The sequence below is a fragment of the Agathobacter rectalis ATCC 33656 genome (assembly GCF_000020605.1).
Lineage (GTDB): Bacteria > Bacillota > Clostridia > Lachnospirales > Lachnospiraceae > Roseburia > Roseburia rectalis.
The window spans coordinates 2,728,503-2,753,690 of the sequence record NC_012781.1 but is presented as its reverse complement, the minus strand read 5'-3'; the positions used below and the strand labels follow the sequence as shown (position 1 = coordinate 2,753,690).

The 25,188-nt window shown below is 38.5% G+C and carries 27 protein-coding genes; 22 read left to right on the top strand and 5 right to left on the bottom strand.

Going from position 1 to position 25,188, the window contains the following annotated elements:
* Positions 1–13 precede the first annotated feature (13 nt).
* The gene (locus EUBREC_RS12920; RefSeq protein ID WP_012743630.1) at positions 14–733 is read left to right on the top strand and encodes a hypothetical protein; all 720 of its coding nucleotides are present in this window, start codon (positions 14–16) and stop codon (positions 731–733) included.
* Between the two features lie 12 nt (positions 734–745).
* On the opposite strand, the gene EUBREC_RS18050 is transcribed toward EUBREC_RS12920, so the two are convergent.
* Positions 746–1,519 (bottom strand): sensor histidine kinase, encoded by a 774-nt coding sequence (locus EUBREC_RS18050; protein ID WP_306718522.1) that lies wholly within the window; start codon positions 1,517–1,519, stop codon positions 746–748.
* Positions 1,520–2,055: 536 nt separating this feature from the next.
* Positions 2,056–2,763, bottom strand: coding sequence for a LytR/AlgR family response regulator transcription factor (locus EUBREC_RS12910; protein ID WP_012743628.1), 708 nt, complete (start codon positions 2,761–2,763; stop codon positions 2,056–2,058).
* Positions 2,764–2,995: 232 nt separating this feature from the next.
* On the opposite strand from EUBREC_RS12910, the gene EUBREC_RS12905 reads away from it, so the two are divergent.
* From EUBREC_RS12905 to EUBREC_RS12815, 19 genes are all read left to right on the top strand, one after another.
* Complete coding sequence (locus EUBREC_RS12905; RefSeq protein ID WP_012743627.1) at positions 2,996–3,517, top strand: hypothetical protein; 522 nt, start codon at positions 2,996–2,998, stop codon at positions 3,515–3,517.
* A 308-nt stretch (positions 3,518–3,825) separates the two neighbouring features.
* On the top strand, positions 3,826–4,161 hold the full coding sequence (locus EUBREC_RS12900) for a hypothetical protein (protein WP_012743626.1): 336 nt from the start codon (positions 3,826–3,828) through the stop codon (positions 4,159–4,161).
* 29 nt (positions 4,162–4,190) lie between these two features.
* Positions 4,191–5,336, top strand: coding sequence for a hypothetical protein (locus EUBREC_RS12895; RefSeq protein WP_012743625.1), 1,146 nt, complete (start codon positions 4,191–4,193; stop codon positions 5,334–5,336).
* Entirely contained in the window at positions 5,333–6,088 is a 756-nt protein-coding gene (locus EUBREC_RS12890) for an ABC transporter permease (RefSeq protein ID WP_012743624.1), read from the top strand. Before EUBREC_RS12895 ends, EUBREC_RS12890 begins: the two co-directional genes overlap by 4 nt.
* Positions 6,081–6,899, top strand: a complete 819-nt coding sequence (locus tag EUBREC_RS12885; RefSeq protein ID WP_012743623.1) for a hypothetical protein — start codon at positions 6,081–6,083, stop codon at positions 6,897–6,899. Before EUBREC_RS12890 ends, EUBREC_RS12885 begins: the two co-directional genes overlap by 8 nt.
* Entirely contained in the window at positions 6,899–7,540 is a 642-nt protein-coding gene (locus EUBREC_RS12880) for an ABC transporter ATP-binding protein (protein ID WP_012743622.1), read from the top strand. The genes EUBREC_RS12885 and EUBREC_RS12880 overlap by 1 nt, the downstream gene beginning before the upstream one ends.
* 208 nt (positions 7,541–7,748) lie before the next feature.
* Complete coding sequence (locus tag EUBREC_RS12875; protein WP_022292923.1) at positions 7,749–9,467, top strand: AAA family ATPase; 1,719 nt, start codon at positions 7,749–7,751, stop codon at positions 9,465–9,467.
* A 173-nt stretch (positions 9,468–9,640) separates the two neighbouring features.
* Positions 9,641–10,354: a hypothetical protein gene (locus EUBREC_RS12870; protein WP_012743620.1), complete on the top strand. Its 714-nt coding sequence runs from the start codon at positions 9,641–9,643 to the stop codon at positions 10,352–10,354.
* Between the two features lie 2 nt (positions 10,355–10,356).
* Positions 10,357–11,169 carry a hypothetical protein gene (locus EUBREC_RS12865; RefSeq protein ID WP_012743619.1) on the top strand — a complete coding sequence of 271 codons (813 nt, stop codon included), beginning with the start codon at positions 10,357–10,359 and terminating at the stop codon, positions 11,167–11,169.
* Positions 11,162–11,974: a hypothetical protein gene (locus EUBREC_RS12860; protein ID WP_012743618.1), complete on the top strand. Its 813-nt coding sequence runs from the start codon at positions 11,162–11,164 to the stop codon at positions 11,972–11,974. Before EUBREC_RS12865 ends, EUBREC_RS12860 begins: the two co-directional genes overlap by 8 nt.
* A gap of 8 nt (positions 11,975–11,982) precedes the next feature.
* Positions 11,983–12,609, top strand: coding sequence for an ABC transporter ATP-binding protein (locus EUBREC_RS12855; RefSeq protein ID WP_012743617.1), 627 nt, complete (start codon positions 11,983–11,985; stop codon positions 12,607–12,609).
* Positions 12,610–12,624: 15 nt separating this feature from the next.
* Positions 12,625–13,209 (top strand): hypothetical protein, encoded by a 585-nt coding sequence (locus tag EUBREC_RS12850; protein ID WP_012743616.1) that lies wholly within the window; start codon positions 12,625–12,627, stop codon positions 13,207–13,209.
* Positions 13,210–13,508: 299 nt separating this feature from the next.
* Positions 13,509–14,798 carry a hypothetical protein gene (locus tag EUBREC_RS18045; RefSeq protein ID WP_306718521.1) on the top strand — a complete coding sequence of 430 codons (1,290 nt, stop codon included), beginning with the start codon at positions 13,509–13,511 and terminating at the stop codon, positions 14,796–14,798.
* A 1-nt stretch (position 14,799) separates the two neighbouring features.
* The gene (locus EUBREC_RS12840) at positions 14,800–15,618 is read left to right on the top strand and encodes a hypothetical protein (protein WP_012743614.1); all 819 of its coding nucleotides are present in this window, start codon (positions 14,800–14,802) and stop codon (positions 15,616–15,618) included.
* A complete protein-coding gene (locus EUBREC_RS12835; RefSeq protein ID WP_012743613.1) occupies positions 15,611–16,465 on the top strand; it encodes a hypothetical protein in 855 nt (284 codons plus the stop codon). Before EUBREC_RS12840 ends, EUBREC_RS12835 begins: the two co-directional genes overlap by 8 nt.
* 11 nt (positions 16,466–16,476) lie before the next feature.
* Positions 16,477–17,109, top strand: coding sequence for an ABC transporter ATP-binding protein (locus EUBREC_RS12830; RefSeq protein ID WP_012743612.1), 633 nt, complete (start codon positions 16,477–16,479; stop codon positions 17,107–17,109).
* 129 nt (positions 17,110–17,238) lie between these two features.
* Positions 17,239–17,712 carry an Hsp20/alpha crystallin family protein gene (locus tag EUBREC_RS12825; protein ID WP_012743611.1) on the top strand — a complete coding sequence of 158 codons (474 nt, stop codon included), beginning with the start codon at positions 17,239–17,241 and terminating at the stop codon, positions 17,710–17,712.
* A gap of 121 nt (positions 17,713–17,833) precedes the next feature.
* A complete protein-coding gene (locus EUBREC_RS12820; protein WP_012743610.1) occupies positions 17,834–18,904 on the top strand; it encodes a DnaJ C-terminal domain-containing protein in 1,071 nt (356 codons plus the stop codon).
* A 104-nt stretch (positions 18,905–19,008) separates the two neighbouring features.
* Entirely contained in the window at positions 19,009–19,470 is a 462-nt protein-coding gene (locus EUBREC_RS12815) for an NUDIX hydrolase (RefSeq protein ID WP_012743609.1), read from the top strand.
* A 42-nt stretch (positions 19,471–19,512) separates the two neighbouring features.
* Here EUBREC_RS12815 and EUBREC_RS12810 read toward each other — a convergent pair whose 3' ends face one another.
* Positions 19,513–19,818, bottom strand: coding sequence for a DUF2442 domain-containing protein (locus EUBREC_RS12810; RefSeq protein WP_012743608.1), 306 nt, complete (start codon positions 19,816–19,818; stop codon positions 19,513–19,515).
* A gap of 11 nt (positions 19,819–19,829) precedes the next feature.
* Complete coding sequence (locus EUBREC_RS12805) at positions 19,830–20,093, bottom strand: DUF4160 domain-containing protein (protein ID WP_012743607.1); 264 nt, start codon at positions 20,091–20,093, stop codon at positions 19,830–19,832.
* Positions 20,094–20,264: 171 nt separating this feature from the next.
* Between EUBREC_RS12805 and aroE the strand changes: the two genes are divergently transcribed.
* Both aroE and ltrA read left to right on the top strand, forming a co-directional pair.
* Positions 20,265–21,134 (top strand): shikimate dehydrogenase, encoded by an 870-nt coding sequence (gene aroE / locus EUBREC_RS12800; protein ID WP_012743606.1) that lies wholly within the window; start codon positions 20,265–20,267, stop codon positions 21,132–21,134.
* A gap of 543 nt (positions 21,135–21,677) precedes the next feature.
* The gene (gene ltrA / locus EUBREC_RS12790; protein ID WP_012743605.1) at positions 21,678–23,072 is read left to right on the top strand and encodes a group II intron reverse transcriptase/maturase; all 1,395 of its coding nucleotides are present in this window, start codon (positions 21,678–21,680) and stop codon (positions 23,070–23,072) included.
* A 100-nt stretch (positions 23,073–23,172) separates the two neighbouring features.
* Here the strand turns inward: ltrA and EUBREC_RS12785 are convergent, their stop codons facing one another.
* Positions 23,173–25,173 carry an NAD(P)/FAD-dependent oxidoreductase gene (locus EUBREC_RS12785; protein WP_012743604.1) on the bottom strand — a complete coding sequence of 667 codons (2,001 nt, stop codon included), beginning with the start codon at positions 25,171–25,173 and terminating at the stop codon, positions 23,173–23,175.
* Between the last annotated feature and the right edge of the window lie 15 nt (positions 25,174–25,188).

Here is a 25,188-nt window from a genome sequence, read left to right as displayed (position 1 = left end):
ATAGGAGGAATATATGTTAAACGGTGTGGGAACAAATATTTCAATGGCATATACTTCAAATTATAATAAGAAGTCAACAGGCGATAAAATGGATATAGAGTTCGAAATAGGAAATAGTGAGCAAAACTCCATAAATAAATGTGGGGAGAGGCAGAGTGAACTTACTGAAATATACATGAATATGTTGTCGGAAAATAACAGTTCTCTTTACAATAAATTGGTAAATAATAAAAATGAAGTTGAACAGGTGGCACCGGATAAGGAAATTCCAAATGATAAGCTGAAAAATATCGGAATGACAAGTTTTGGACTGTCTGATACAGAAAGCCAGATAGTTTTAGCTTCATATGTGAAAACATCAAAGGAGGATGATCCTGTTGTTCAAGTGGCATATGGACATGGTGATAACAGAAAAGTATATCATGTGCATGTAAATGATGTTGATACATCGAATGCATCGGATCTGGAAATGTTCGCGTTTATGTCATATGAGGGTTATAAAGGAAGAACTGCGCCTGATTCGATAAATAATTATTCTGCCTATAAAACAATGAAAGCAGATGCCGGTTATGGAATGGCTTCTACTGATGAAAATAGCTTTGTAAACAAAAAAGTGAATGCTGATTATTTATTGGAGCAAATATATGATTCATTAAAGAAGCGGGAAACAGAACAAGAAGCAAAGAGCTTTGATGTCTGTGAATATTTGCTCCAGATGATAAAAAATCGTTAAAAGAAACAGCTTTCAGTGCCGAAGCATAATAATCGTATGGAATGTCTTGGTAGGATCATCAAAGTAAAAAGTCATTTCACCATTATACTTCTTAACAATATTTTCTATACTACGCATACCGAATCCATGAAACTGTGGATTCGGTTTTTTAGTTGGTAAAAGGTTGCCATTTTTATCAATAGGATTTACGCGGCAGGAATCAATGAGCGTGATAATGGTCATGTTATTGTTCTCTTTATGAAAAACATTGAGTTCTATAAAAGGATTAACTGTTTTTTCGGCTGATTCTACAGCATTATCCATGAGATTACCGAAAAGTACACTGAGATCATCATATGTCACGAAATCAATACACTTACTTCTTATATCAATATGCAGCGCAATCTTTTTCGTAAGACATATTTTCTGGTAACGGCAGAGCAGTGCGTTTAAAAGGTCATTATCGCATACCCGCACGGAGTGCTTTAACTCAGAAGAACCGAGTACGTGGGTAAGGTATGCTGCGATTTTTTCAGAATCGTGCTGTTCGTTCAGCGAGGCTATGGCATTGAGATGCTTTTTGATGTCATGAATGAGAACTTTTTGTTTCTCATCCTGTGACACGAGGGCTTTGTAGTATTCTACAGAGTCGGCATCACGCTGGTTCTGAAGTGTGAGCTCTGCTATTTCGGAATTTTTTTGCTTAATATGTTCAAACAGACCAAAGATGAGTATGTTTATAAGCAGCATGAAAAAGCTGCTAAGGATGAGCAGATAGTTGAGTGGAGATTTTATTTCATAATTCATAAGAAAATATATCATTGTGTAGATTACAAATACGGAAATAACAGGTATTATAGCCAATGTAGTGATTTCATAGATGGAAAATCGTATATTGGATCTGGTGCTGGATAGCTTATGTGATATGAAATATATGATTACAAAGTAAAGTAATTTGCTTAAAAAACTAACTGAATAAAGCAAAACGGTATCATTCATGTTAGAATAAAAATGATATGAAAACTTTGAGAAAACTCCCATAGAAGCAAGCTCACACAAAGTCATAATTACAATCATAACGGCAGAATGGAAAAAGAGAGTTGCACTATTTTCCATGGTTGAAATTTTTAAAAAAACATAAGTAGCAACAAAAAATAAAGCAGTATTTAATAAACCGATATGAGCGAATGAAATAAAATATATTGGGATAAATAGTACTGTAAGTAATATATATCGTTTTATCGAAGAAATTTTGTATTCAAAAACATTAGATGAATATTGCAACAGTATTAACGCCTCAGCAAAATATACTAAAAAATAACAAACAGCAGCACTCATAAGTATTACCTCTTACTTTCCATAAACATCAAATATGCTCTCTTAAATTCGGTGAATTTTCTTCTTGTTAAATATGCGGTGAACTGACCATCACAAAGGTATATCAGCTCGTGATCAAAGCTTGTTACCATAGCCATATTTACGATATAGCTACGGTGTGACTGAAAAAAGGTAGCCTGCGGCAGATGCTCTATCCAAAATTGAAGTGTCTGAGTGGAGTCCAAATCAGCCGTGGCAGTATGTACTATAACCTTTCTCCCCTTTGCCTCCACATATACGATATCGCAAGTCAAAACAGACGTAACACCATATTTTGTTTCAACTGCGATTTTTTGATTGATAGAATAGTATAGCTCAAGTGCATCATCTAAATTTTGGAATAACCGTTGTTTATCTATTGGCTTAGATAAGTATCTGAATACATGGAATCTCATGGCGGCATCCAGATATTCGAGGTAAGATGTCACTATAAAAATAATAACGGAGTCATTCTGCTTTTTTAGTTCATTTCCCACATAGATGCCGTCAAAACCGGGCATTTCTATATCCAAAAAGATGATATCTTTTTGGGATTTATCAGAAAGAAGGCTGTCCCCATCATTAAAGGTTACAATATCGAGATTATTTACTTTCTTTTTGTTGAAATATGTTTTGATTATCAGGGATAGTGACTGCGTGATAGATGAATCATCGTCACAAATAAGTATTTTCATTGAAGATCTCCTATAAAATCTAATTAAAATTATTATAGAGAAGTACGCAGAGTAAGGCAAGAAAAAGACGTGAAAAGACAAAAAACGGGTGGTTTTGGATATCATAAATTGACCAAAAGTGCCCGAAAAATGTTGTTCTATTCCAAATCGTGGATTTGCAATATATTAGGATGTATTCTTATTACAAGAAAAGTATGGCAGATAAAAGTGGCTGAAAGATAAGGATATTATTATGAAAATGAGACATTGTGGAAGTAGAAATATAATATTAATTTGGAATATTTATTTAACGATACTTATTCCGTTTGTAGTTCTTTTATCGGGAATATGGCATTTGGAATCAGGTGTCAGACATGGAAAGGCGGCAGGATTACCGATAGCTGTAATCTTAGCTTTTTTACCTTTGGTACTGTTTGGTTTGAAGTGGAAAATGGATAGTACATTTACAATTATTGCATCTTGTGTATGGTTTATATTTATGTGGAAAATGGCATATTACTTCTTTTATGATAAGACAAACTCACCGATTGTTTATTATAGTTCAGTGGTAGTCAATATTACTGCGTTGATGTGGAGCATAATAGTAAAAGAATACAAACCTTTGGAGGAACATATTTTGAAATATCGGCAAGATCAATGGCTGGTTCCATGTTCGGAGAATTATAAAGAAAACAAAGTACTAAGAAGTATATGGTTGGTTTGTTTTATAGGAACAGTAGTATTTTCATTCGTTTGTCAGTGGGGGGTAAAATAACGACAAAAATCTGTTGCAATAATTAAAATTGTAAAGAGGTTATTTTGGGCAGTGAAATCGACCAAAAAGGACATAAAAATGTTGCTTCGTGTAAATAGTATTGAAAAAATAACGAAAATGATGATAATAGAAATTGTCATTGACTTCAAGCAACAATAATTATTGTTATGTAACTTGTAAACTTGAAACACTTAAATTTCTAATTACAAAAAATCTATTTAGATATGGGAATTTTGAGTAATTAATATCAAAAGGAGAAAATCAATGAGAAAATTAAAAACTTTTTTTCAACACTAGCAATAGGTACTATGTTTTCTGTTACAGTTGTTATGGCTCAATCTTACAATTTTTCGCTTATGACGGAAAATGTAAAAAACACTAGTTATGTACGAAAAAATGGAGATAGTGCATATGCTGGGGTAAATGTAACATCTTTATCTTATCCTTCGGCAACAATAAAATTTAAAGCCTATAAGCAGGGAAAAGGCTTTGTTTCTAATTATAATTCAGTGAGAGGAATTGGGGGTACACAGGTTATATATACATCTACTGTATATAAGGATGATAGGATTAAGCTATATGGATATAATCCATCTTCTAATGGTGGCGTGACCGTTACAGTCTCAGGTTACTGGAATCCGTAAAATGTATTAACATTCAATGGGGTGATTTAATGAAGAAAATCTGCTATATAATACTTATACTATGTTTTTCACTTGTTAGTTGTGCACCAACTGAAAACGTAATAGATGATGGTACACAAGCTAATACCACAGACTTAAATGATTATGAAAATGTGCTAAATTCTTTGGACGAAGAACAGATAGGAAAACTTCCACAAAATATAAAATGCGTTGTAAATGATAAGCTGAACATTGATTCAGAAATTAATATCTGGGATGCAACAAGTTATTACGTTAAAAGTGGAAAAGTTAAGGCTATTAATTTTTCGGAAAATAAGGATAAATGCTATGATCTGATGGAAAAATTAGCAAAAGCGATTAATCTAAATAAGGATGTATGTGTACAAAGCCACAGATCGGAGAATGGTAATGAGATTTATTTATGGGATAACAATTATACTCAGGATAGCATAGCAATCAGAAATGATTCAGCTTTAGCCGAGACGCATGACGGAAAGCTTGCTGTTAGTGCGTCTAAATTTGGCACATATTACTCACCGTTTAATGATAAAGATAAGTTTAGAACTGACAAACAACTAATGTTTATGTCTGCCGAAGAGGCGGAAGAATTAGCGGTTAAAACAGCGAAAGAACTTGAAATTAATGTTTGTGAAAAAAATGAATTATACGTTCTTGATGACAAAAATACATTAATATTTCCAGAGGATGATACAGATAAACAAAATGATACATATGTATTTTTTATGTTTCCGGACGTGTATGGTATTCCATATAGCAGATGCCCTGAAAATGAAGCGTTAACGGGTTATGCAAATCAAGAAAATCATTTGGTAATAGCTATGGATGAAAAGGGAATTTCGTTTTTAGATATTCCACCATTGTATGATTGGGTCGAGACAACTGAGACTGGTGAGATATTACATCCATCGTCTATACTTTCAAAAGAGGTTGATAAACTAAAAAAATACGTAACATCCGGGGATATTGAGGTAAGCGAAATATCATTAGAATATATGTTGTTTGCAGATAAAAATGAAACTTATGATATTAAGCCTGTTTGGGTGGTTTACTACTATCAAAACCAATTGGTGACAGGAGAAAACAGTTATACGCAAAAAATGGCTCTTTATGATGTATATGACGCATATACAGGGGAGGAATATAGAATACAATGATAATAGATTTGAAAATGTGCATGTCTAGAAGTTTTCACAGCAAAAAATCATATTTATGCATTATTGGAATGATTGCAGCTTTATATATAAATGGGCTGGGAGCAATCATACAACAGAAAGAGAGCGCATCATTTAATGATATAGTAGCTGTTAGCATCTCATCAGGCTTTATTATTTTGTATTATATTTTAAGTGTATTTGGCGGAGGACTAAACCTGTGCCAGGATTTGCAAAGCGGATATATAAAATTCATAATTGCAAAGACGAAAAAAAAAGACTATATAAAAGCAGAGTTGATTTCGGCATTTATTTGGGGAAGTATTAGTGCTTTGCTATCAATTATAGTTTTTGGAGTGTTAATTATATTTTCACTTATTATACTTGGTTATATGCCACGAAATGGTATTATTGGAGATTGGGCATATTTTACAGAAAATGTTTGGACAGGATTAATCTTTTCATTGTTATGTGGAACTTTATCCTGTCTTGCGGTTACAGTTACAATTTTTATTCCTAATATATTTGTCGGGACGGCAGCTCCGATTTTGATTTTGTATATGGTTATGACTCTGTTGAATAAATGGTGTAGTAATATATATTTATTACCATCCTGTGTGTATTTCGCATTTACACATATATTTGATAATATGTTATATCATTGGCTTTACGCGATATGCTATTCTGGTTGCATTGTTTTTATTATGTATAAATTGTGTTATTGGAAGATGAAAAGGAGAATACAAAATGTTTAGAAGTATGTGGTGTAATATTAGAAAATGGCGCAATAATTACAGGGTATATATTGCGTTTTTGGCTGTAGCAGTTTTTACGTACATAAGAAGTGATAGTATAAAAAACTATGCAGCGTTAAAAGGACTCTCAGTTACACCATTTTTTTTTACATTTCAAATGGATGATTCAATAACACGAATGTTATTTTATTTTGGGATAATCCTTTTGTTATGTAATGCACCATTTATTGATGAACACCAATTATTTACACTTTCCAGATTAGGCAGAAAAAAATGGTTTTGTGGTCAAATATTATATATTTTGTTAGCAAATGTCATATATTTTGCATGGATGTTTTTTGTAAGCATTATTGTATTTATTCCATGGGTTGCGCCCTCGGCAAAATGGGGAGATATTTGGATTAATCTATCTCATAATCCTGCACTTGCAGGTGTTGTATTGCATGAAGAAGCGGTTATATATTTTTCACCAATAATAGCATGTTTAATAACATTTTTATTAAATGTATCAGCCGGTTTTATTGTTGGGCTAATAATTTTTGCTGCAAATTTGGGAAATAATAGAATATTTGGGGCTTCTATAGCGGCAGCGATGATTGTATTTTCGAATCTTATAGACGTGTTCTGGCTTTATAAGTTTCAGTATATGTCTGTAATTCATTGGACAAATATATTCATATTTATGAGGAAAAGTAATCCGATATCAATTATATATATTGTTACGGTTGAAATACTTGTAATTATTATATTAATTACATATATTTTGAAAAAAGGTAAAAAGTGTACATTGAATGTATTGGAGATGATTTGATGAATGAATTGGTAATATCTATAAAAAATGCTTATAAAAAATTTGGTGAGCAGGTTGTACTGAATGATGTTTCACTTGAAATATATAAAGGAAGAATATATGGAATAATAGGTAGAAATGGCAGTGGAAAAACAGTCTTATTTAAAAGCATATGTGGATTCATATTATTAGATTCGGGAGAAATAACAGTTTTAGATAAAGTAATTGGCAAAGATGTGGACATGCCTAAAAATGTAGGATTGATAATTGAAACACCTGGATTCCTAAAAGACTATTCGGCATATTGGAATTTGAAATTTCTTGCTGATTTAAATAAAAAAATCACAAATGATGATATAAAGAATGCTATAAGACGAGTAGGGTTAAATCCAGAGGACAAAAAAGCTGTCGGAAAGTATTCACTTGGAATGAGACAACGACTTGGGATTGCGCAGGCAATAATGGAAAATCCTGATATTTTAGTTTTAGATGAACCTTTTAATGGGTTGGACAAAAAAGGTGTTACTGAAATGCGCAGTTTATTATTACAGATGAAAGATGAAGGTAAAACCATTATTATGGCATCTCATTCTTCTGAGGATATAGATATTTTATGCGATGAGGTATATGAGATGGAGGCTGGAAAGATAGTGAGAGAATGAATAAAATACTAGAAGGAAAACTTATTCTTCTTGCAAGTCATAATCCATTAGATATAGATTTATTATGTGATTGCGTCTATGAATTAGATGCAGAGACAATTGTTAGCCAAAGAAGTAAATTATCCCAATAACACAATTATTGTATTTTATAAAATAATCCGCTATACTATGATTAACAGTTATAGCGGATTTTTTTATGGAGGCTTTGATGGATAGAACATTAAAATTACCGGTTGGAATAGATAATTTTGAAAAAATACGAAAATCGGGCTTTTATTATATAGATAAAACGAGGCTTATAGAGCAGCTCCTGCAAAATTGGGGAGAAGTAAATCTTTTTACCCGTCCGCGTCGTTTCGGTAAGACTCTTAATATGAGTATGTTTAAGAGTTTTTTTGAAATAGGTACGGATAAATCTATATTTGATGGCTTGTATATTTCACAAAATACAGCTTTATGCAATGAATACATGGGGAAATATCCGGTTGTGTTTATATCATTTAAAGATGTTAACGGGTTAACGTTTGACAGGGCATATGATGCACTTGTCCAGATAATAGGTGAAATAGCAAATGGATTTTCGTTCCTAATGAATAGTGATAAGCTCAGTAAAAATGAAAAAGAGCAGTATCAGGGAATTATACAGATTAAAGATGGAAAATATCATATGAGTGATGGTGTGGTTATTTCATCATTAAAAGTGTTATCTCAGCTTTTGACTAAACACTATGGCAAGAATACTATTTTTATAATAGACGAATATGATGTACCGCTGGATAAAGCATTCCAGCACGGTTACTACGATGAAATGGTCGAGCTTATCAGAGGTATTTTGGGAAAAGTTTTAAAAACAAATGATTATTTACAATTTGCAATTCTTACAGGGTGTCTTCGTATCTCGAAAGAAAGCATTTTTACCGGAATAAATAATTTTAAAGTTTTATCGATTCTTGATGCCAGATTTGACGAGCAGTTTGGATTTTCGGATGATGAGGTGAAAAATCTTCTTGCAGACTATGGACTGGCATCACATTTTGAAGAGGCAAAGGAGTGGTATGATGGTTATCATTTTGGTAATGTGGATGTATACTGTCCTTGGGATGTTATAAATTATGTGGACAATCTTGTTGCCAATCCAACTGCCAGACCACAGACTTACTGGATAAACAGTAGCGGAAACAGCCTTGTAAGACGCCTTATAAATATAGCTGATTCGACAACCAAGGATGAGGTTGAGCGCTTAATTGCCGGAGAGTCTATTGAAAAAGTGGTTCATCTTGAACTTACGTACAATGAAATAGACAAAAATATAGATAATATATGGAGTGTACTTTTTACTACAGGATACCTGACAAAAGTAGGTGAAGTGAAATTGCCGGATAGTGAGAATTATGCACTTAAACTTGTTATCCCAAACAAAGAGGTCAGAGAAGTTTTTATTCTGCAGATACAGGAATGGTTCAAGGAAGTTGTAGCAAAGGACAATGATGAGATCAGAGTGCTGTCAAAGGCTATTCTTGAGGCTGACACTGAAAAGATTCAGAGACAGCTCAATATAATCATGGATCGTATGATAAGTATTCTGGACACTAAGGCTCGCGATAGACAGAAAGAAAATTTCTACCATGGTCTTTTGCTTGGCCTTTTGAGAGGAAGCAATCCGAACTGGCTGATCAAATCGAACAGGGAATCAGGGGATGGATTCAGTGACATTATCATAAAACCGGAGGATCCTGATTCGGGAATTATCATAGAGGTCAAATATGCAACGTCTTTTCAAGGATTGGATAAATCTTGTGAAGATGCAATGAATCAGATAAATACACGCAGATATGATGCTGTACTTCGTGAAGAGGGCAGATGCAATATCATAAAATACGGAATTGCATTTCATAAGAAGCGCTGTAAGGTGGTATCGGATAAGTAAATAGACTTAATAAAAAGATATTCTGATAAATAGGTTGATAGTAAAGTCGTGACAAAAATCCATTGCAATAATTAAAATTGCAATGGATTTTTTTATTTTACAACTATGACACATCACAGGTTTATAATTATCATAACAATTAAACATCAGCAATCAATCAAGGAGAAGAAACTATGAAGAAAAAGAAAATTACAGCAATAATGGCAGTGATTATGATGGCAGCGGGGCTTTCAGCCTGCTCACAATCAAATGCCAAGCTAGAGGGAAAATCCGGTATTGTAAAGGATGAGGCTTCAAAGACAGAAGGTGACACCGGTGTAGTAGACCAGGCTCCGGCTACGTATGTGCAGGATGCGGAGTATGTTAACAAAGACGATATCGTGTCAGTTGATGATACAATTGAGATAAATGGAATTACTTATAAAATTGAAAAGTACGAGCATACAACGGAGTTTGGAAACAGAAATAAGGATACTGTTGCAGATTTTTTGAAAGATAGCTGTGAAGGAAATATAGATGAAAATTATAACCTGAGCAATGGCTATAGTTATCTTTTTATAACGTTGACAATCACTTATAAGGATGGAGATGATAAGCAGATTGAAGGTAATAGAAATGTGGGTGTTCTGTATGCCATCAAGGATGATATGGAGAGAATACAGGAAAACTCAGATTGTGTATATATAGACAACTATTGGCTTGGAGGAGATGAAAGTGATGTATATCATTATGTTTTAGGCAAAGGCGAGTGTATTACATCAGAGCTTGGATATATTATTCAGGATGAATGGATGTCAGAAGACTCTAAGTATATTTATTATTGTATAGAGGGTATAGATTCAAAAACCAATGATAAGGTACAAAAATATTTTAAACTGGAGCTGTAGTTATGAATAGAATATTTAAACTCGAAATAAAACGTGCTTTTAGAAATAGATTATTTGCTGCCACATTGTGTGTTGCGTTTGCAATATGTGTATGGCATTTTATGGAAAATGTGTGGATATGGAGGATGTATGTTTACTACGACACGTATCCATTGTCTGCATATGAGAAATGGATAGGTGCGGATAATGCAAGTGTGCAGCCGTTGCTGCTTTATCTGATAATGCCTGCTTTGTGTGCCATACCGTATGGCAGAAGCTTTTATTTTGATGTTAAATCAGGGTATGCTGCCCAGATCATATCAAGAGGAAAGAAGAGCGATTATATAAGAGCAAAATATGGAGCTGCATTTGTAAGCGGTGCGCTTATTGGAATGATACCACTGGTGTTTGACTTTATGCTTACTGCAATGGTATTTCCGATGGTAATACCACAGGTAGGAACAGGCACATTCCCGGTAGCGGCAATGGATATCATGTCAGGGGTATTTTATACACATCCACTTGTATACAATCTGATTTTTGTGCTGATTGATGGCTGCTTCTGGGGACTTTTAAACTGTGCGGTGTTGTGGGCTGTTAATTTTGTAAGAAGCCGGTTCTGGATCCTGCTGACACCGTTTATCATATACATATTTGTGTTCTGCATGGTTCATTTTGTAAACAGGGTGAGTTTATCACCGGTAATGTTTCTTAGACCAAGTGCACCGTTTAGAAATGATATCCGGGTTGTGATCTGTGCGTTTATTATCCTTATAGTGGTAAATATTATATTTTACATACATGCGGTAAAGAAAGAGCTTGTTGCTTATGAATAGGAGAATTTTTGCAAATCTGATCTTATATGATATCAGAAAAGGATTTAGGGAAAACAAGATAAAATGGATAGTCGGAGTATTCATATTTGTATTTTTTTCATTTATCACCGTCAGTGATTTTAGTGTAAATTCACCGGAGCTTGGATTTTTGGCATACTTTACAAATATACTTCAGGGTATGCCGCCATACATAAAGACAGATGACAGCGTATTTACCATTCCGGTGTCGTGGTTTTTGTTTTATGCGTTTTTATTTTTTATGGTAGGATTTTATCCATTGTCAGATCTGTATGGTGCAGGCAAAAAGACACTGATATTGTCTGGCAGCAGGTTTAAGTGGTTATGGAGTAAGTACATATGGACGCTCATAAATGTGATTATGTATTATGCTGCAATGATACTTGTTCTTGCGGCTGTGACATGTGCAATCGGGAAGTGGAGCACAAAGCCTGATGATATGCTCATGGAAATGGGAATAGATATGCAGCGGTTTTCGACCGGAAATGAAGTGATTGTATGGCTGATACTGCCAATGTTATGCGCCTGTACAATTGCGGTGGTGCAGCTTACTATCAGTATTTTTGCCGGTGCGATCGCTGGATATATTGTTTCAATAGTTTATCTTGTGGTGTCTGTTTACTGGGTGAGTCCGTTTCTTATGGGCAATTATCTTATGATCATCAGAAACAACAGGCTCTGTGCGGGCGGAATGGATGCGGCTGCCGGAATAATAAGCTGCATTATTGTGATGGTGGTTTCTATTGTGTCCGGAAGTGTGTATTTTAACAGAAAGAATATTTTGTGAGGTATTTTATGAAGATAGAGATAGAACATGTTTCTAAAAAGATAAAGGATGCTCTGGTACTCGATGATGTATGCATGACACTGGAAAGTGGTAATATATATGGATTTAAGGGCGTAAACGGCTCCGGCAAGACAATGCTGATGAGAGCGGTAAGCGGACTTATGTATCCTACAAGCGGTACCATCAGTATCGACGGCAAGGTGCTTGGAAAAAATATGGCTTTTCCGGAAAGGATAGGAATGCTTATTGAGAATCCTGCCTTTATAGATAGTTATACAGGCTATGACAATCTAAAAATGCTTGCATCAATAAATAAAGGTGAAGTTGATATAAGCAGGGCACTTGAAACGGTTGGACTGAACCCACACGATAAGAGAAAGTATAGAAAATATTCTCTTGGAATGAAGCAGAGACTGGGTATTGCCTGTGCCATTATGGAGGAACCAAAGCTTCTTTTGCTGGATGAACCTTTTAACGCCCTGGACAAGGAGGGGCAGGAAAAACTGTCAGAAATCATAAGGGATATGCGTGATAAAGGAAGTCTTATACTGCTTAGCTCTCACGATAAGGATGAGCTTGAAAATCTATCAGATGTAATCTATCTGGTGGACAGCGGAAGGTTTAAATTGAAGTGACGAGGAGAATTTATTATGAAGCAAAGAAAATCAAAACAAGTAAGGCTTTTTTCGGGAATGCTCATAGGAATTGTGATGATTGCTGTTTTGGCAAGGATTGTTTATCTGAATCATTGCTATCCATCCCCAAAGGTCATCACATATACAGACAATGACACTATAAAGCTTGGAAATTATGAGATAAAGCAGACCGGATGGGAGTGGGGCGATGGCAGTCTCCTAAAAGAAAAATGTCCTGATTATGCATATGATCAGACGGATGATGGTTCAGAATATCCTTTCGACAGTGTGCGTGTGGGTTTTATAACCTTGTCAGTTACCAAAGTAAAGGACGATACAACATCACTTGATCTTACAAGCCTTGCATTTGAAATGGGAACCAATGGTGATCAGTATGACATGGAACTGTTTTTTGCATTAAATCCTACTTTGGAAGCTTTGGAGATAAAGCTTAATGCCGGTGAGGATGTATCTTTTGTGATACCGTATATAATGGATGAGCAGCAGGTATCAAAGAAAGACTGGAGCAGGGTAGATAAGATGAAGCTGTATATGGTGCTGCAGTATTATCCGCAGAAGATAAGGTTGTGTTGTAACTGATTTTTAATTTTTAATTGATCTATATAAAATGTACCAAAAGTGAATAAAAAATGTCATCTCATGTAAATTGTATTGAAAAAAATGGGAAAATGAATATAATTGAAATTGTAATCGATTTCTAATAACAATAATTATTGTTATTAAGTAACTTAAAACATAGTATAGTAAAGGAGAAGTCTATGGGGAAAAGATGCAATGCAAAAGGTACGATTTATAAAGTAGTATAAAAAAGATAAAAATATGTTAGCCGGTATGTTTCCCATACCGGCTAATTGTGTTACAAAATGGGGGAATTATATATGAACAAACATCACAAAACAGTACTAATACCAGCCCTTTGCATTGCAGCATTTTTTACCATGTCTGCATGTGCAGACAGCAAAACGGCAGATACGCAGCAGAAGAATACAGCGGATAAATCATACACGCAGCAGGGGATTGATATAGCTGCGTATGAGAAAAAGCTTGCCGATAACAGGGAGAATTATAAGCTAGGCTGTGAACAGTATAGCACAGATACCGATGCGGTAAAAAACAAGGATTACAGGAATTTATCGTTTACAAATTGTACTTTTAAAGATATGCCGGAAACGAATGAGTTGTATGTCATGGAGGGGGGAGTACACGGCATTACTACACAGGAGAGCTGGGATACAATAAAGGACTGGCTTGAATCAATCGGTAAGCTCGATACAACTGATATGGATTCGGAGGTAAGGATCATAAACAGTGACCTTGGAATGGATGATACAAAGGAAACACCATACAGTTATCCGGCTCTTAAGGATCATATGGATCTTGCATCAGGAGTAGGAGCACTTGTAAATACGAATGAGTGTCATATACAGATAGCGGATAATGGCATATATTCAATGAGTGATGGAAAGATAGGAGCATATCTGAATACGGATGCGCATGCGAGCAGTGACGCTCTTGGAACATACACAGATGATGTTGTAAAATCGGGGACAATAGACGAGCTTGGAAAAGAAAGCTATCAGCTTATAAATGGTGAATTGACCATTGAACAGGGGGCAGAGCTTACAGGGGAATATTTTGAAAACGGTACTCCGTTTGTACCCACAGATGGCATTACATTGTCAGTTCCGGAGGTTCGCGTGTTCAAGCTCGGACAGGTGTACGGATATGATTATATGGTTCAAAGGCAGTACCATGGTGTTCCAATAGCATATCATGATTATGGAAATTATCAGATATATGGAAATGAGTATAATTTTGAAGAGGATATCAAACATGCATATGTAGTGGATTCTGATGGAGTCAGTGCTTATGCGGGAGTTAACGATTCGGAACCGCTGGAAAATTTGTATTCGTCGGATGGGATATTGGGAATAAAGGATGCCGCAGATATTTTAAGCGGGAAGATGGCAAAGTTTTTAAATGTTGATGTACAAAGTGTATGTCTTACATATGTACCGCTTAATTTTGGAGATGGTTCTGAGTGCAAAATATATCTTCCGGCATGGCAGTTTGACGGAATAAACAGGACTAAGGACGAAAATATCAGGATGTATCTTGATGCATTTACAGGAGAGGTCTATTACTATACCTATGGGGAGGCGGCTTAGTATGATAAGGGCGGAAATGAAAAAATATCTGTATTTTCCGTATCTGCTTCTTGCGGTCATAGGATGTGTTGTACTTGCTTTTAGCGCAAATGCGGATTATGATCCGTCAGGCAGTGCCGTATCGGTATTTAGGCTTGCCATAACCGGCATTGCACATAAAAGTGAGCAGCCGATAGAATACAGCGCACTTTTTATGTGGATAAAAGGGATGAACGGTTGGCTTCCGCTTATACTGCCGCTTTTAATGTCATTTGGATATATCGCAGTGCTTTCCGCGGAACGGCACAACGGCATGACAGGTTTTTTGCTCATAAGGTCGCAAAATGCAAAGTATTGTGCCACAAAGGTGACAGCAGGAGTGCTTACAGGTGGAATTCTTTTCATCACAGCGAACATTGTTTTCGGACTTATGATGCTTATTGCATTTCCGGCATATATATCATTTTCCGTGAATGAGCAGATGATGTATGCAGACTGGTACGGAACAGGCAGTATGGTGCTCATATATGTGGTAAAACGGCTTATAGGTTCTTTCTTATATGGTATGGCGGCAAGTATGTTTGGAATAGGAGCAGCAATATTTTTTAGGGATCGGTATATGCTGCTGTGCCTTCCGTTTCTACTTAATTACATATACACGCAGATTCTGCAGAGACTTACACTTGAAAACCCGGCAGTGGAGAGGTTTAACTCATCAAATCTGATGAATGTGTCGGGTGAGAGCGGCTGGGTATGGACGGTAGGACTTACTATAGTTTGTTATGTGATACTTGTTCTGCTGTATTATGCACAGGTGAAAAGGAGGCATTGCGATGGATAGATTTTCGTTTCGGGCAGCAGTGCACATTGCGCAAGCTGAATTCAGGCAGTGGCTGCGCAGCAGCAGGATAATCATACTGTTTGTCATGCTCGTATTTGTGAATGTGCAGGTGATCGGGCCGCTTCGACAGTGCAAAATGCTTATGGGAGAAATGCTTTCTATACCTGAGGCTTTTGTGGCTTTGGGAAATTCGGGAGTTATCCTTCTTATAATACCTATACTTTTTCTTGTGCTGATGGCTGATTTTCCACAGAGGACGGGAATTGACAGGTTTTATCAGATGCGCTGTACAAAGAGGACATGGATATTTGGACAGGCAGTTTTTGCGGCAGCGGCATCCTGTTTTGTGCTTTTATTCCTTTTGGTGTCATCGTGCGTTCTTATGATAGGGACAGGCAGATGGAGTCTTTCATTTTCTGATGCGGTCACACATTTTACATCAGTTTATCCGGATAGGACGGGAGATTATGTGGTGCAGCTTCTTCCTGGAAATCTGTATCAGCAGATGACACTTGAACAGGCACTTATACACACATTCTGTCTGCTGCTTTTATATTTTCTGCTCATATCATATGTGCTGCTTTTTTCGGCTGTCAGCAATCACAGATATGTGGGGATACTCGTAAATGGCTTTGCAATCATACTCGGAGCAGTCACCTGTGAGGTCAGAATGAAGCAGATGTGGATACTTCCGATGGCGCATACGATACCGTGGCTGCACTATGATGAATATCTTGACAGGATGAATTTTCCGATGTGGGGATCATATCTTTATCTGGGAGCCATAAGTGCGCTGCTTCTTGTGCTTTGCTTTGCAAGGGCAGGACATTATCAGGTAAAGGAATAGGGGGACCGAGCATGATAGAAATAAGAAATGTATCACTAAGACTGGATGGCAAATCAATTTTAAATAATATTTCGCTGACACTTGAACCGGGGAAAATCTATGGACTTGTTGGCAGCAACGGAAGCGGCAAAACAATGCTGATGAAATGCATCTGCGGATTTGTGCATCCGACAGAGGGAGAGATAAAAACAGACGGTAGGCGTGTGGGAAAAGATGTGGATTATTTGCCAAATGCAGGAATAATCATTGAAACACCGGGATTTATACCATATTACAGCGGGCTGCAAAATCTACGGCTGCTTGCCGGAATACGCAGAAAGGTTACGGATGATCAGATACGTAAGGCTCTTAAGATAACAGGACTTGATCCGGACAGCAGACTTTGGGTGCGCAAGTACAGTCTTGGAATGAGGCAGCGCCTTGGGATTGCACAGGCAATCATGGAGCAGCCGGACATACTGATACTGGATGAGCCGATGAACGGACTCGATAAACACGGTGTGGCTGATATACGTGAGCTTTTGATGGAGCTTAAAAAGCAGGGAAAGCTCATACTTCTGGCAAGCCACAATCCCGCAGATATCGAGCTGCTTTGTGATGAAGTATATGAAATGGAGCTGGGAAACATAAGAAATTTCAGTTAATAAAAAATTTATAATTTTTATTAGCACTCGCTATTGACGAGTGCTAATAATGGTGCTATAACATACTTGTAAACAAAAGAAAGCAAATTTCCAAAAGGAAAGTTACAGGTATATAAGGAGGTATGACCTATGTTATTAACAACTACAAACAACAACTTATTTGATACATTTTTCAGTGATCCATGGTTCAATGATCCTTGGTTTGATGACAGGGACGTACAGAAGGCACAGAAGAAATTATACGGACACAACGGAAAGAGAATGATGCTCACCGATATCAAGGAAAGCGATAAAGGCTATGAGCTTGAGATGGATCTTCCGGGATTCAAAAAGGATGAGATTAAGGCTTCTTTAGAGAATGGTTATCTGACCATTACAGCAGAGAAAGGCTTAGAGAAAGATCAGAAAGAGGAAGAGGGCAAGAAGTATATCTGCAGAGAGCGCTACTCAGGAAGCTGTCAGAGAACCTTCTATGTGGGTGACGAGATTGAGCAGGATGACATAAAGGCATCCTTCAAGCATGGAATCCTTCGCCTGGATATTCCAAAGAAGCAGCCTAAACCACAGGTTGAGGAAAAGAAATGTATCTCCATCGAGGGATAATCAGATATTGCAAATGATAAGCGGGCTGCCTGTGCAGTCCGCTTATACTATATGGTGTAATGTATATTGTTTAATTATGATGATAAATTGTTACAGGTAAATAGAAAGGCAGGTGAGTATAATGGCAGCAAAGAGAGATTATTATGAGACTCTCGGAGTGAACAAGAGTGCGGATAAAGAGGCAATAAAGAGGGCGTATCGTAAGCTGGCAAAGAAGTATCATCCTGATACAAATGCAGGCAATCCGCACGCTGAGGAGATGTTTAAGGATGTCACGGAGGCATACAATGTATTAAGTGATGAGAAAAAACGTAAGCTTTATGATGAGTTTGGCTTTGCTGGTCTGCAGGAGGGCTTTTCCGAGGAGGCTGCAAGGCAGGCTGCGCAGGGCGGCTTCGGTGGATTTGGTGGCTTTGGCGGCAATGGCTCTTTCAGTGGCTCATACAGCTCAAATGGCGGACCATTTACACATCAGGAATTTCATTTTGAGAACGGCTCCGGGGATATGGATGATATTTTCTCAATGTTCGGAGATATGTTTTCACATGGTGGCAGCTCCGGAAGTCGTGGCTCGTACAGCACAGGTGGTGCAGGGGGCTTCGGTGGAAACAGTGCAGATTGGAGCAACTTCACAGGTGGTTCAGCGCGGGGACGTTCATCGAGCCACAAGGGTTCTGATGTTATGGCTGACCTTACGATTTCATTTGACGAGGCTGTTTTCGGATGCGAGAAATCTATTTCGTTACAGGATCCGACCACAGGCAAGGTTTCCAATCTGTCCATCCATATTCCGGCAGGAATCGAGTCTGGCAAGACAGTCAGACTTAAAGGACAGGGAAATCCGGGCAGAAACGGTGGTGCAGCCGGAGATGTGCTTCTCAACGTAAATGTGACACCGAGCAGGGAGTTTGAGCGTAAGGGACAGAATGTATACAGTACAATCCGTGTTCCGTTTACGACAGCGGCTCTCGGTGGTAAGGCGAGGGTGCATACTCTTTATGGAGATGTGGAGTGCAGCATCAAGGCAGGTACACAGGGCGGCAGCAAGATACGTCTCAAGGGCAAGGGTATTTCGAGCATGAAGAATCCTTCAGTAAAGGGAGACCAGTATGTGACTGTTGAGATTTCGGTTCCACGCAGGCTTACGCCAAGGGCTAAGGAAGCGCTTGAGGAATACAGGGCTGTGAGCTGATGAATTTTATGTAGTTTATATATGGAAAACAAATTTGAAATCCGCTATACTATAGGTATTATAGTACAGCGGATTTTTTGTGGCAAAATAAGAAAGGACACAACATGAGCAATTATATAATGGATCTTAGAAAGGTGGTCGGACATGCCCCTTTACTGCAGGCGGGAGCGAGCATCATCGTTGAAAATGAAAACGGACAGGTGCTTCTCGAAAAGCGCACAGACAATCACCAGTGGGGATATGCAGGCGGTTCTATAGAGCTTGGAGAGACTGTCGAGGAGGCTGCAAAAAGAGAACTCTTTGAGGAGATGGGGCTTGTTGCAGACGAGATGGAGCTGTTTTATATCAATTCAGGCGAGGAAACACACTACATCTATCCGAACGGCGATGAAGTCTATAATGTGGAGATCATATACATATGCCGCAAATATCACGGCACTATAAAGCGCCAGGAGGAGGAAGTCGAGGAGCTTAAGTTTTTTGATGTGGATGATATTCCGGAGGATATTTCTGATCCAATCAGACCGGTTTTCAGAGAATATATAAAGATGAGGAAAAGAGAGTAGCGATACTCTATTTTCCTCATATGACATGTGAAATATCGAAGCTTACATGGCAATAGGAGAAGTATTATCCTCATATTCGAAGCTATGCTCATAGATATATTCTGGAGCACAATCTATTTCATCATTCATCCATGTAATGACGCCATGCATAATTTTAAAATTTGAAAATATAGCATCATCTTCAAGTGGTTTAAATGCACTACCTGTTAAAACGGATGCATCAAACACTCTTTTTTCACCGCCTGAAAATGTCACAATCATCATTAAATGATCTGTAACTTTTGCATCTGTTATAGAAATCTTATTTGATTTTTCACTTGCGTAAGCTATACCATTGACTTCAAACATTGTAATTCTCCTTATAATGGATTAATCTTATCGAAGTGTTCTCCTCGTACGGCATTATTCCAGGCTTTGTATACTTCCTCTTCATGAATTGCCAACCAGCCGATTATTATTTTTAATTGTTTTGCTGGAATTGAGCCTGCGAGAAGGTCTCCGTCAACTGCCACAACTGCTTCGTAGTCACCATAAAATGCATGAATATGTGGCTTGTGATGCTGTTGTGTATCATTAAAATACATTTTAATAATAATACCATAAAATCTGCTTAATTCTGGCATAAATCCCCCTTTTATAAATACATTTTGATAATTCAATCATATCAAAATTTTATAAAAATTACAATTAGAAATAAACTTTAACACTTTAAACCTTTAAATGAAAAAAGTGCTTGCGCATGTCTTATAAAAGAGTTATCATAATACAAAACGAAACACTTAGGAGGATTTACAATGGAAAAGCGTATTTCAGGTCACACAGGCTTATTAGCACTCATAGGATCACCTGTCGGTCATTCGGGTTCACCGGCTATGTACAATTACAGTTTTGAAAAACTCGGTCTGGACTATGCATACGTTGCATTTGATATAAAAGAAGACAAGGTTAAGGATGCTATTGCAGCAATGAAGACCTTCAACATGCGTGGATGTAATGTGACCATGCCTGATAAGGTAGAGGCTGCAAAGTACATGGACGAGCTTTCACCGGCAGCCCAGATTATCGGAGCCATAAACACTATAGTAAATGACAACGGCAAGCTTACAGGACACATCACAGATGGTGAGGGATTCGTACACAACTTAAAGGATCACGGAATTGACATCAAAGGAAAGAAAATCACAGTTGCCGGAGGCGGCGGAGCCGCTACAGCTATCCAGGTGCAGTGCGCATTGGACGGAGCTCGTGAGATTACTATTTTCAACAAAAATGATGCTTTCTTTGAGCGTACACTACAGACTGCAGAGAAGATCAAAAAAGCAGTTCCTGAATGTGTTGTAAATGTATACGATATTGATGATACAGCCAAGATGACAGAGGAAATCCAGTCAAGCGATATCTTTGCAAATGCAACAATCGTTGGCATGAAGCCTCTGGATGATCAGAGCGTGGTAAAAGATCTTTCAGCTTTCAGACCGGGGCTTGTAGTTGCAGATGCAGTTTACAATCCGGAGGAGACAAAGCTTCTTCGCGAAGCAAAAGAGGCAGGCTGCACATGCGTAGGCGGAAAGGGAATGCTCTTATGGCAGGGCGTCGCCGCATTCAAGCTTTACACAGGACAGGATATGCCGGTTGATGATGTGAAGAAACTGTTCTTCAGTTAGATTTAAGTTCTTATTACAATATCATTAGATAGCTTCCTGTTATACAGGAATATGATAAAACAACAGCTCGCGGTTTCCCGCGAGCTGTTGTTTTTTAGGAGTTGTGCGCCTAGCGGCGCACGTTTCTAACGGGTTAAAGTCCCGAATCCGCCAGGTAGTGGGAAGGATATAGCCGAAGGCAAGGGTGTCCATCGTGAGATGGAATCTGAAGGAAGCTGGATGTGAGGAATATACCAACTCACGGGCAAATCTCTGGTCTGACGAACAGAAATCTCATATGAGGTCATGCATGTGGGTAAGACAGCAACCCATGTTAAAGCCCAATAACTACACGGAATCATGCATGATAAATGAGGCAGATGGATGGAGAGGAAGAAACGTGTGGTACCTAGGGAGGTCTGTGCGGTATGCCTTGAAAGAGGTAACCATTGCATAAAGCAATGCTGAACGCATAGAAGTCAGCAGAGGTCATAGTAGCCGAGAGGTGAAGGACCGAATCAGTAGGAGTCTTGAGTATGACCGAGAAAGGAGGAATGACCGTCTATGGCAGAAAACATTGAAAACAATGGCTGTTCGCAAAGAGATAATGCGGAACATGAAGGGTATGTGAAAGCGTCTAGGTCATTCAATCGGATATGGAAAGAAAGAGACAGTGCACAGCCGAGACTTTTGGAAACGATACTGTATAAAGACAACTTTAACAGAGCGTATAAGAGAGTTAAGGCAAACAAGGGAGCGCCGGGAATTGATGGCATGACCATTGAAGAGGCTCTTCCATATCTAAAGGAACATCAACAAGAGATAACTGACCGCATTTATCGTGGAAAGTATACTCCGTCTCCAGTAAGACGAGTTGAAATTCCCAAACCAGATGGTGGTGTGCGAAAGCTTGGCATACCAACAGTGATAGACCGTACACTTCAACAGGCAATAACCCAACAGTTAGTGCCAATCTATGAACCGCTGTTTGCAGATGGTAGCTATGGCTATCGTCCGAACAGAAGTGCAAAAGATGCAATACTTAAGGTTAAGGAGTATGCAGAACAAGGCTATACATTCGCTGTAGTCCTTGACTTGTCAAAGTACTTCGATACTCTTAATCACGAAATTCTCATCAATCTTCTACGAAAGAATGTAAAAGATGAACGTGTAGTACAGTTGATAAAGCGCTATCTGAAAAGCGGTGTAATGGAAAACGGAGTGGTCATTGACACAGAGGAAGGCTCACCACAAGGTGGAAATCTATCACCATTGCTGGCAAACATCTACCTCAATGAGTTCGACCAGGAATACCTGAAAAGAGGTGTTCCATGCATAAGATATGCAGATGACATCGTGCTTCTTGCAAAGAGCAAGCGGGCATCAGAGAGACTCTTGGAAAGCAGTACAAAATATCTTGAGGAGAGGCTGAAACTTACAGTCAACCGGGAAAAGAGCCGTACAGTCAGCGTGTTTGCAATCCGAAATTTTAAATTCCTTGGCTTTGCATTGGGAAGGAACGGAAAAGGCATATATGTCCGAGTTCATCCGAAGTCATGGAAGAAGTTTAAGTCCAGACTGAAGGAGTTATCTTCCCGTAAGCGATGTCAGTCAATCAAGCCAAGCCTTGAGAAAATCAAAGTATATGCAAGAGGATGGCTTAACTACTACGGAATTGCAAGCATGAAGAACAACATAGATGATATCAACGGATGGCTCTATCACAGAATACGCATGTGCATATGGAAACAGTGGAAGAAACCTAGAACGAAATATAAAAATCTAGTCAAGCTGGGAATCCCAGAACACTATGCGGCAACAATAGCAAACAGTCGCAGAAAGTATTGGTATATCAGCAATAACAAAGCTGTGATTTGGGCGCTGAATAAAGAAAGACTGATAAACAGTGGCTTTTACGATTTAGCCACAGCCTATCAGTCTGTGCACGTCAACTATTGAAAGCGCCGTATACCGAACGGTACGTACGGTGCTGTGAGAGGACGGCGGTTAGTCACCGCCTCCTACTCGATTTTATAGGTTTATTATTTTAAAGGAGAATTTATAAATAATCGTGACGGGCAAGCACGTTTAAGATATTTCTACCTTCCTCTGTACCCTCAATGATTCTGCGGGCACGCTTGCTGTCTCCGATATTTACGATTTCAACATTGGTATTACTGAAGGCCTCATCAATCTCTGAAAGAACAGGTGTGTTGGCTCTCATACCAAGGCAGATGAATCCGTAATCAAATGGGATTTCCTCAATCTCACCCTCTGGATTCTTTACGATGAAACGGTCATTCTTAACCTCCTGCAGGGCAGTGTTGGTCATCTGTTTTACACCGTATTTTGCCATTTTTGCGTTTGTGTCACACTTTGTGACAGGGTCAAGTCCGTTTCCAATCATTGGAAGCATCTCAACCATTGTTACCTCTGCGCCTCTTTCTGTGAAGAATTCCATCACGTCAAGACCTACGGCACCACCGCCGATGATGGCGATTTTCTGTCCCTTCATATCCTCAGGATACTCATTGATGCGCTCAATCATCTTAAGGACTGTTGCAACATTTGTGCCATCCTTGTCAACGAGATCGTGAAGACCTGTGATAGGTGGGAGAGTAGGTACAGAGCCTGTTGCGTTTACTATGATATCAGGGTTTAAGGCCTTTACCATATCAACTGTTGCTGATGTATTTTTGAAAACAAACAGGTTGTGAAGCTTGCTTGCACGGTGAATCATGTAGTTAGGGAAGTCTGCAAGACGCTTCTTGTCAGGAATCTTGGAGATAACTGATGCAAGTCCGCCAAGCTCTGCCTTCTTCTCAATGAGGAAGGTTGTACATCCAACCTCTGCTGCTGTGCAGGCTGCCTCAAGACCGGCAGTACCACCACCGATTACAACCACGTTGCAAGGCTTATTTACCTTTGTCTTCATGTAATCCTCACCGCTGTTTACGGCAGGGTTTACTGTACAGCGGATTGGCTGGTTGAGACCGATTCTGTGTCCGGCGCATCCGATGTTACATGAGATACATTTTCTGATATCGCACACATTTCCGAACTCTACCTTATTAACCCACTCAGGGTCAGCGATAAGTCCACGGCCCATACCGATGAAATCAGCATCGCCTCCTGCAAGGATATCTTCGGCTACCTGTGGGTCACGGATATTTCCTACTGTGATACATGGCTTGTTGTATTTCTCTTTTACAGCCTTTGCCATGAATGAGCGCCATCCGTCAGGTAAGTAGTTTGCATCAATCTGGTACTGGATAGATCCGTTGAGACCACATGATACGTCGAATACATCTACTTCCTTCTCAAAATACTTTAAGTACTCAAGTGTATCCTCAAGTGTGTTTCCACCCTCCATGAGCTCGTCTGCACTGATACGGACGAAAATAGGGAAGAAAGGTCCAACCTGCTTACGAACCTCCTCGATAACCAGCTTTGCAAATCTTGCACGGTTCTCTGCAGAGCCACCGAACTCGTCAGTTCTCTTGTTTGTGATAGGTGAAAGGAACTGACTGATAAGATAAGAGTGTCCTGCGTGGATTTCAACAGCGTCGAAGCCACAGATCTGGGCACGCTTGGCTGCCTCACCGTATTTCTTTACGATATGCATGATTTCATCCTTCTCGAGAGGTCTTGGGATTTCTCCGCCTGCCTTTGAAGGTACGTCTGATGCTGATACAGGCTGCATTCCGATACGTGAGCTCATTGCAGAAGCACCGGCATGATTTAACTGTATCGCGATACATGCACCATGCTTGTGAACACTCTCGCAGAGCTTGAAAAGTCTTGGGATGTAATTGTCCAAATCAATACGAAGCTGTGTTGTTCCGTTTGAACCCTGCGGAGAGTCAACACTAGCATTCTCAACGATGATGAGACCAGTGCCGCCCTTTGCTCTCTGCTCATAGTAGTTGATGTGGAGAAAGCTCATTTCTCCGTTCTGCTCACCGTAGTTAGTTCCCATTGGAGTCATGACGATACGGTTCTTTACTGTCATTCTTCGTACTGTAATTGGCTCAAAAATATGTGGATATTTGTTTTTCATAGTATTTTTCTCCTT

Excerpts from the sequence above, each read along its gene's own strand:
- EUBREC_RS12815 (WP_012743609.1), top strand. The coding sequence starts at position 19,009 with ATGAGCAATTATATAATGGATCTTAGAAAGGTGGTCGGACATGCCCCT.
- EUBREC_RS12910 (WP_012743628.1), bottom strand. The coding sequence starts at position 2,763 with ATGAAAATACTTATTTGTGACGATGATTCATCTATCACGCAGTCACTA.
- EUBREC_RS12900 (WP_012743626.1), top strand. The coding sequence starts at position 3,826 with ATGTTTTCTGTTACAGTTGTTATGGCTCAATCTTACAATTTTTCGCTT.
- EUBREC_RS12860 (WP_012743618.1), top strand. The coding sequence starts at position 11,162 with ATGAATAGGAGAATTTTTGCAAATCTGATCTTATATGATATCAGAAAA.
- EUBREC_RS12875 (WP_022292923.1), top strand. The coding sequence starts at position 7,749 with ATGGATAGAACATTAAAATTACCGGTTGGAATAGATAATTTTGAAAAA.
- EUBREC_RS12820 (WP_012743610.1), top strand. The coding sequence starts at position 17,834 with ATGGCAGCAAAGAGAGATTATTATGAGACTCTCGGAGTGAACAAGAGT.
- EUBREC_RS12885 (WP_012743623.1), top strand. The coding sequence starts at position 6,081 with ATGTTTAGAAGTATGTGGTGTAATATTAGAAAATGGCGCAATAATTAC.
- ltrA (WP_012743605.1), top strand. The coding sequence starts at position 21,678 with ATGGCAGAAAACATTGAAAACAATGGCTGTTCGCAAAGAGATAATGCG.
- EUBREC_RS18045 (WP_306718521.1), top strand. The coding sequence starts at position 13,509 with ATGAACAAACATCACAAAACAGTACTAATACCAGCCCTTTGCATTGCA.
- aroE (WP_012743606.1), top strand. The coding sequence starts at position 20,265 with ATGGAAAAGCGTATTTCAGGTCACACAGGCTTATTAGCACTCATAGGA.
- EUBREC_RS12825 (WP_012743611.1), top strand. The coding sequence starts at position 17,239 with ATGTTATTAACAACTACAAACAACAACTTATTTGATACATTTTTCAGT.
- EUBREC_RS18050 (WP_306718522.1), bottom strand. The coding sequence starts at position 1,519 with ATGAATTATGAAATAAAATCTCCACTCAACTATCTGCTCATCCTTAGC.
- EUBREC_RS12830 (WP_012743612.1), top strand. The coding sequence starts at position 16,477 with ATGATAGAAATAAGAAATGTATCACTAAGACTGGATGGCAAATCAATT.
- EUBREC_RS12840 (WP_012743614.1), top strand. The coding sequence starts at position 14,800 with ATGATAAGGGCGGAAATGAAAAAATATCTGTATTTTCCGTATCTGCTT.
- EUBREC_RS12835 (WP_012743613.1), top strand. The coding sequence starts at position 15,611 with ATGGATAGATTTTCGTTTCGGGCAGCAGTGCACATTGCGCAAGCTGAA.
- EUBREC_RS12785 (WP_012743604.1), bottom strand. The coding sequence starts at position 25,173 with ATGAAAAACAAATATCCACATATTTTTGAGCCAATTACAGTACGAAGA.
- EUBREC_RS12920 (WP_012743630.1), top strand. The coding sequence starts at position 14 with ATGTTAAACGGTGTGGGAACAAATATTTCAATGGCATATACTTCAAAT.
- EUBREC_RS12905 (WP_012743627.1), top strand. The coding sequence starts at position 2,996 with ATGAAAATGAGACATTGTGGAAGTAGAAATATAATATTAATTTGGAAT.
- EUBREC_RS12810 (WP_012743608.1), bottom strand. The coding sequence starts at position 19,818 with ATGTTTGAAGTCAATGGTATAGCTTACGCAAGTGAAAAATCAAATAAG.
- EUBREC_RS12805 (WP_012743607.1), bottom strand. The coding sequence starts at position 20,093 with ATGCCAGAATTAAGCAGATTTTATGGTATTATTATTAAAATGTATTTT.
- EUBREC_RS12880 (WP_012743622.1), top strand. The coding sequence starts at position 6,899 with ATGAATGAATTGGTAATATCTATAAAAAATGCTTATAAAAAATTTGGT.
- EUBREC_RS12870 (WP_012743620.1), top strand. The coding sequence starts at position 9,641 with ATGAAGAAAAAGAAAATTACAGCAATAATGGCAGTGATTATGATGGCA.
- EUBREC_RS12865 (WP_012743619.1), top strand. The coding sequence starts at position 10,357 with ATGAATAGAATATTTAAACTCGAAATAAAACGTGCTTTTAGAAATAGA.
- EUBREC_RS12850 (WP_012743616.1), top strand. The coding sequence starts at position 12,625 with ATGAAGCAAAGAAAATCAAAACAAGTAAGGCTTTTTTCGGGAATGCTC.
- EUBREC_RS12895 (WP_012743625.1), top strand. The coding sequence starts at position 4,191 with ATGAAGAAAATCTGCTATATAATACTTATACTATGTTTTTCACTTGTT.
- EUBREC_RS12855 (WP_012743617.1), top strand. The coding sequence starts at position 11,983 with ATGAAGATAGAGATAGAACATGTTTCTAAAAAGATAAAGGATGCTCTG.
- EUBREC_RS12890 (WP_012743624.1), top strand. The coding sequence starts at position 5,333 with ATGATAATAGATTTGAAAATGTGCATGTCTAGAAGTTTTCACAGCAAA.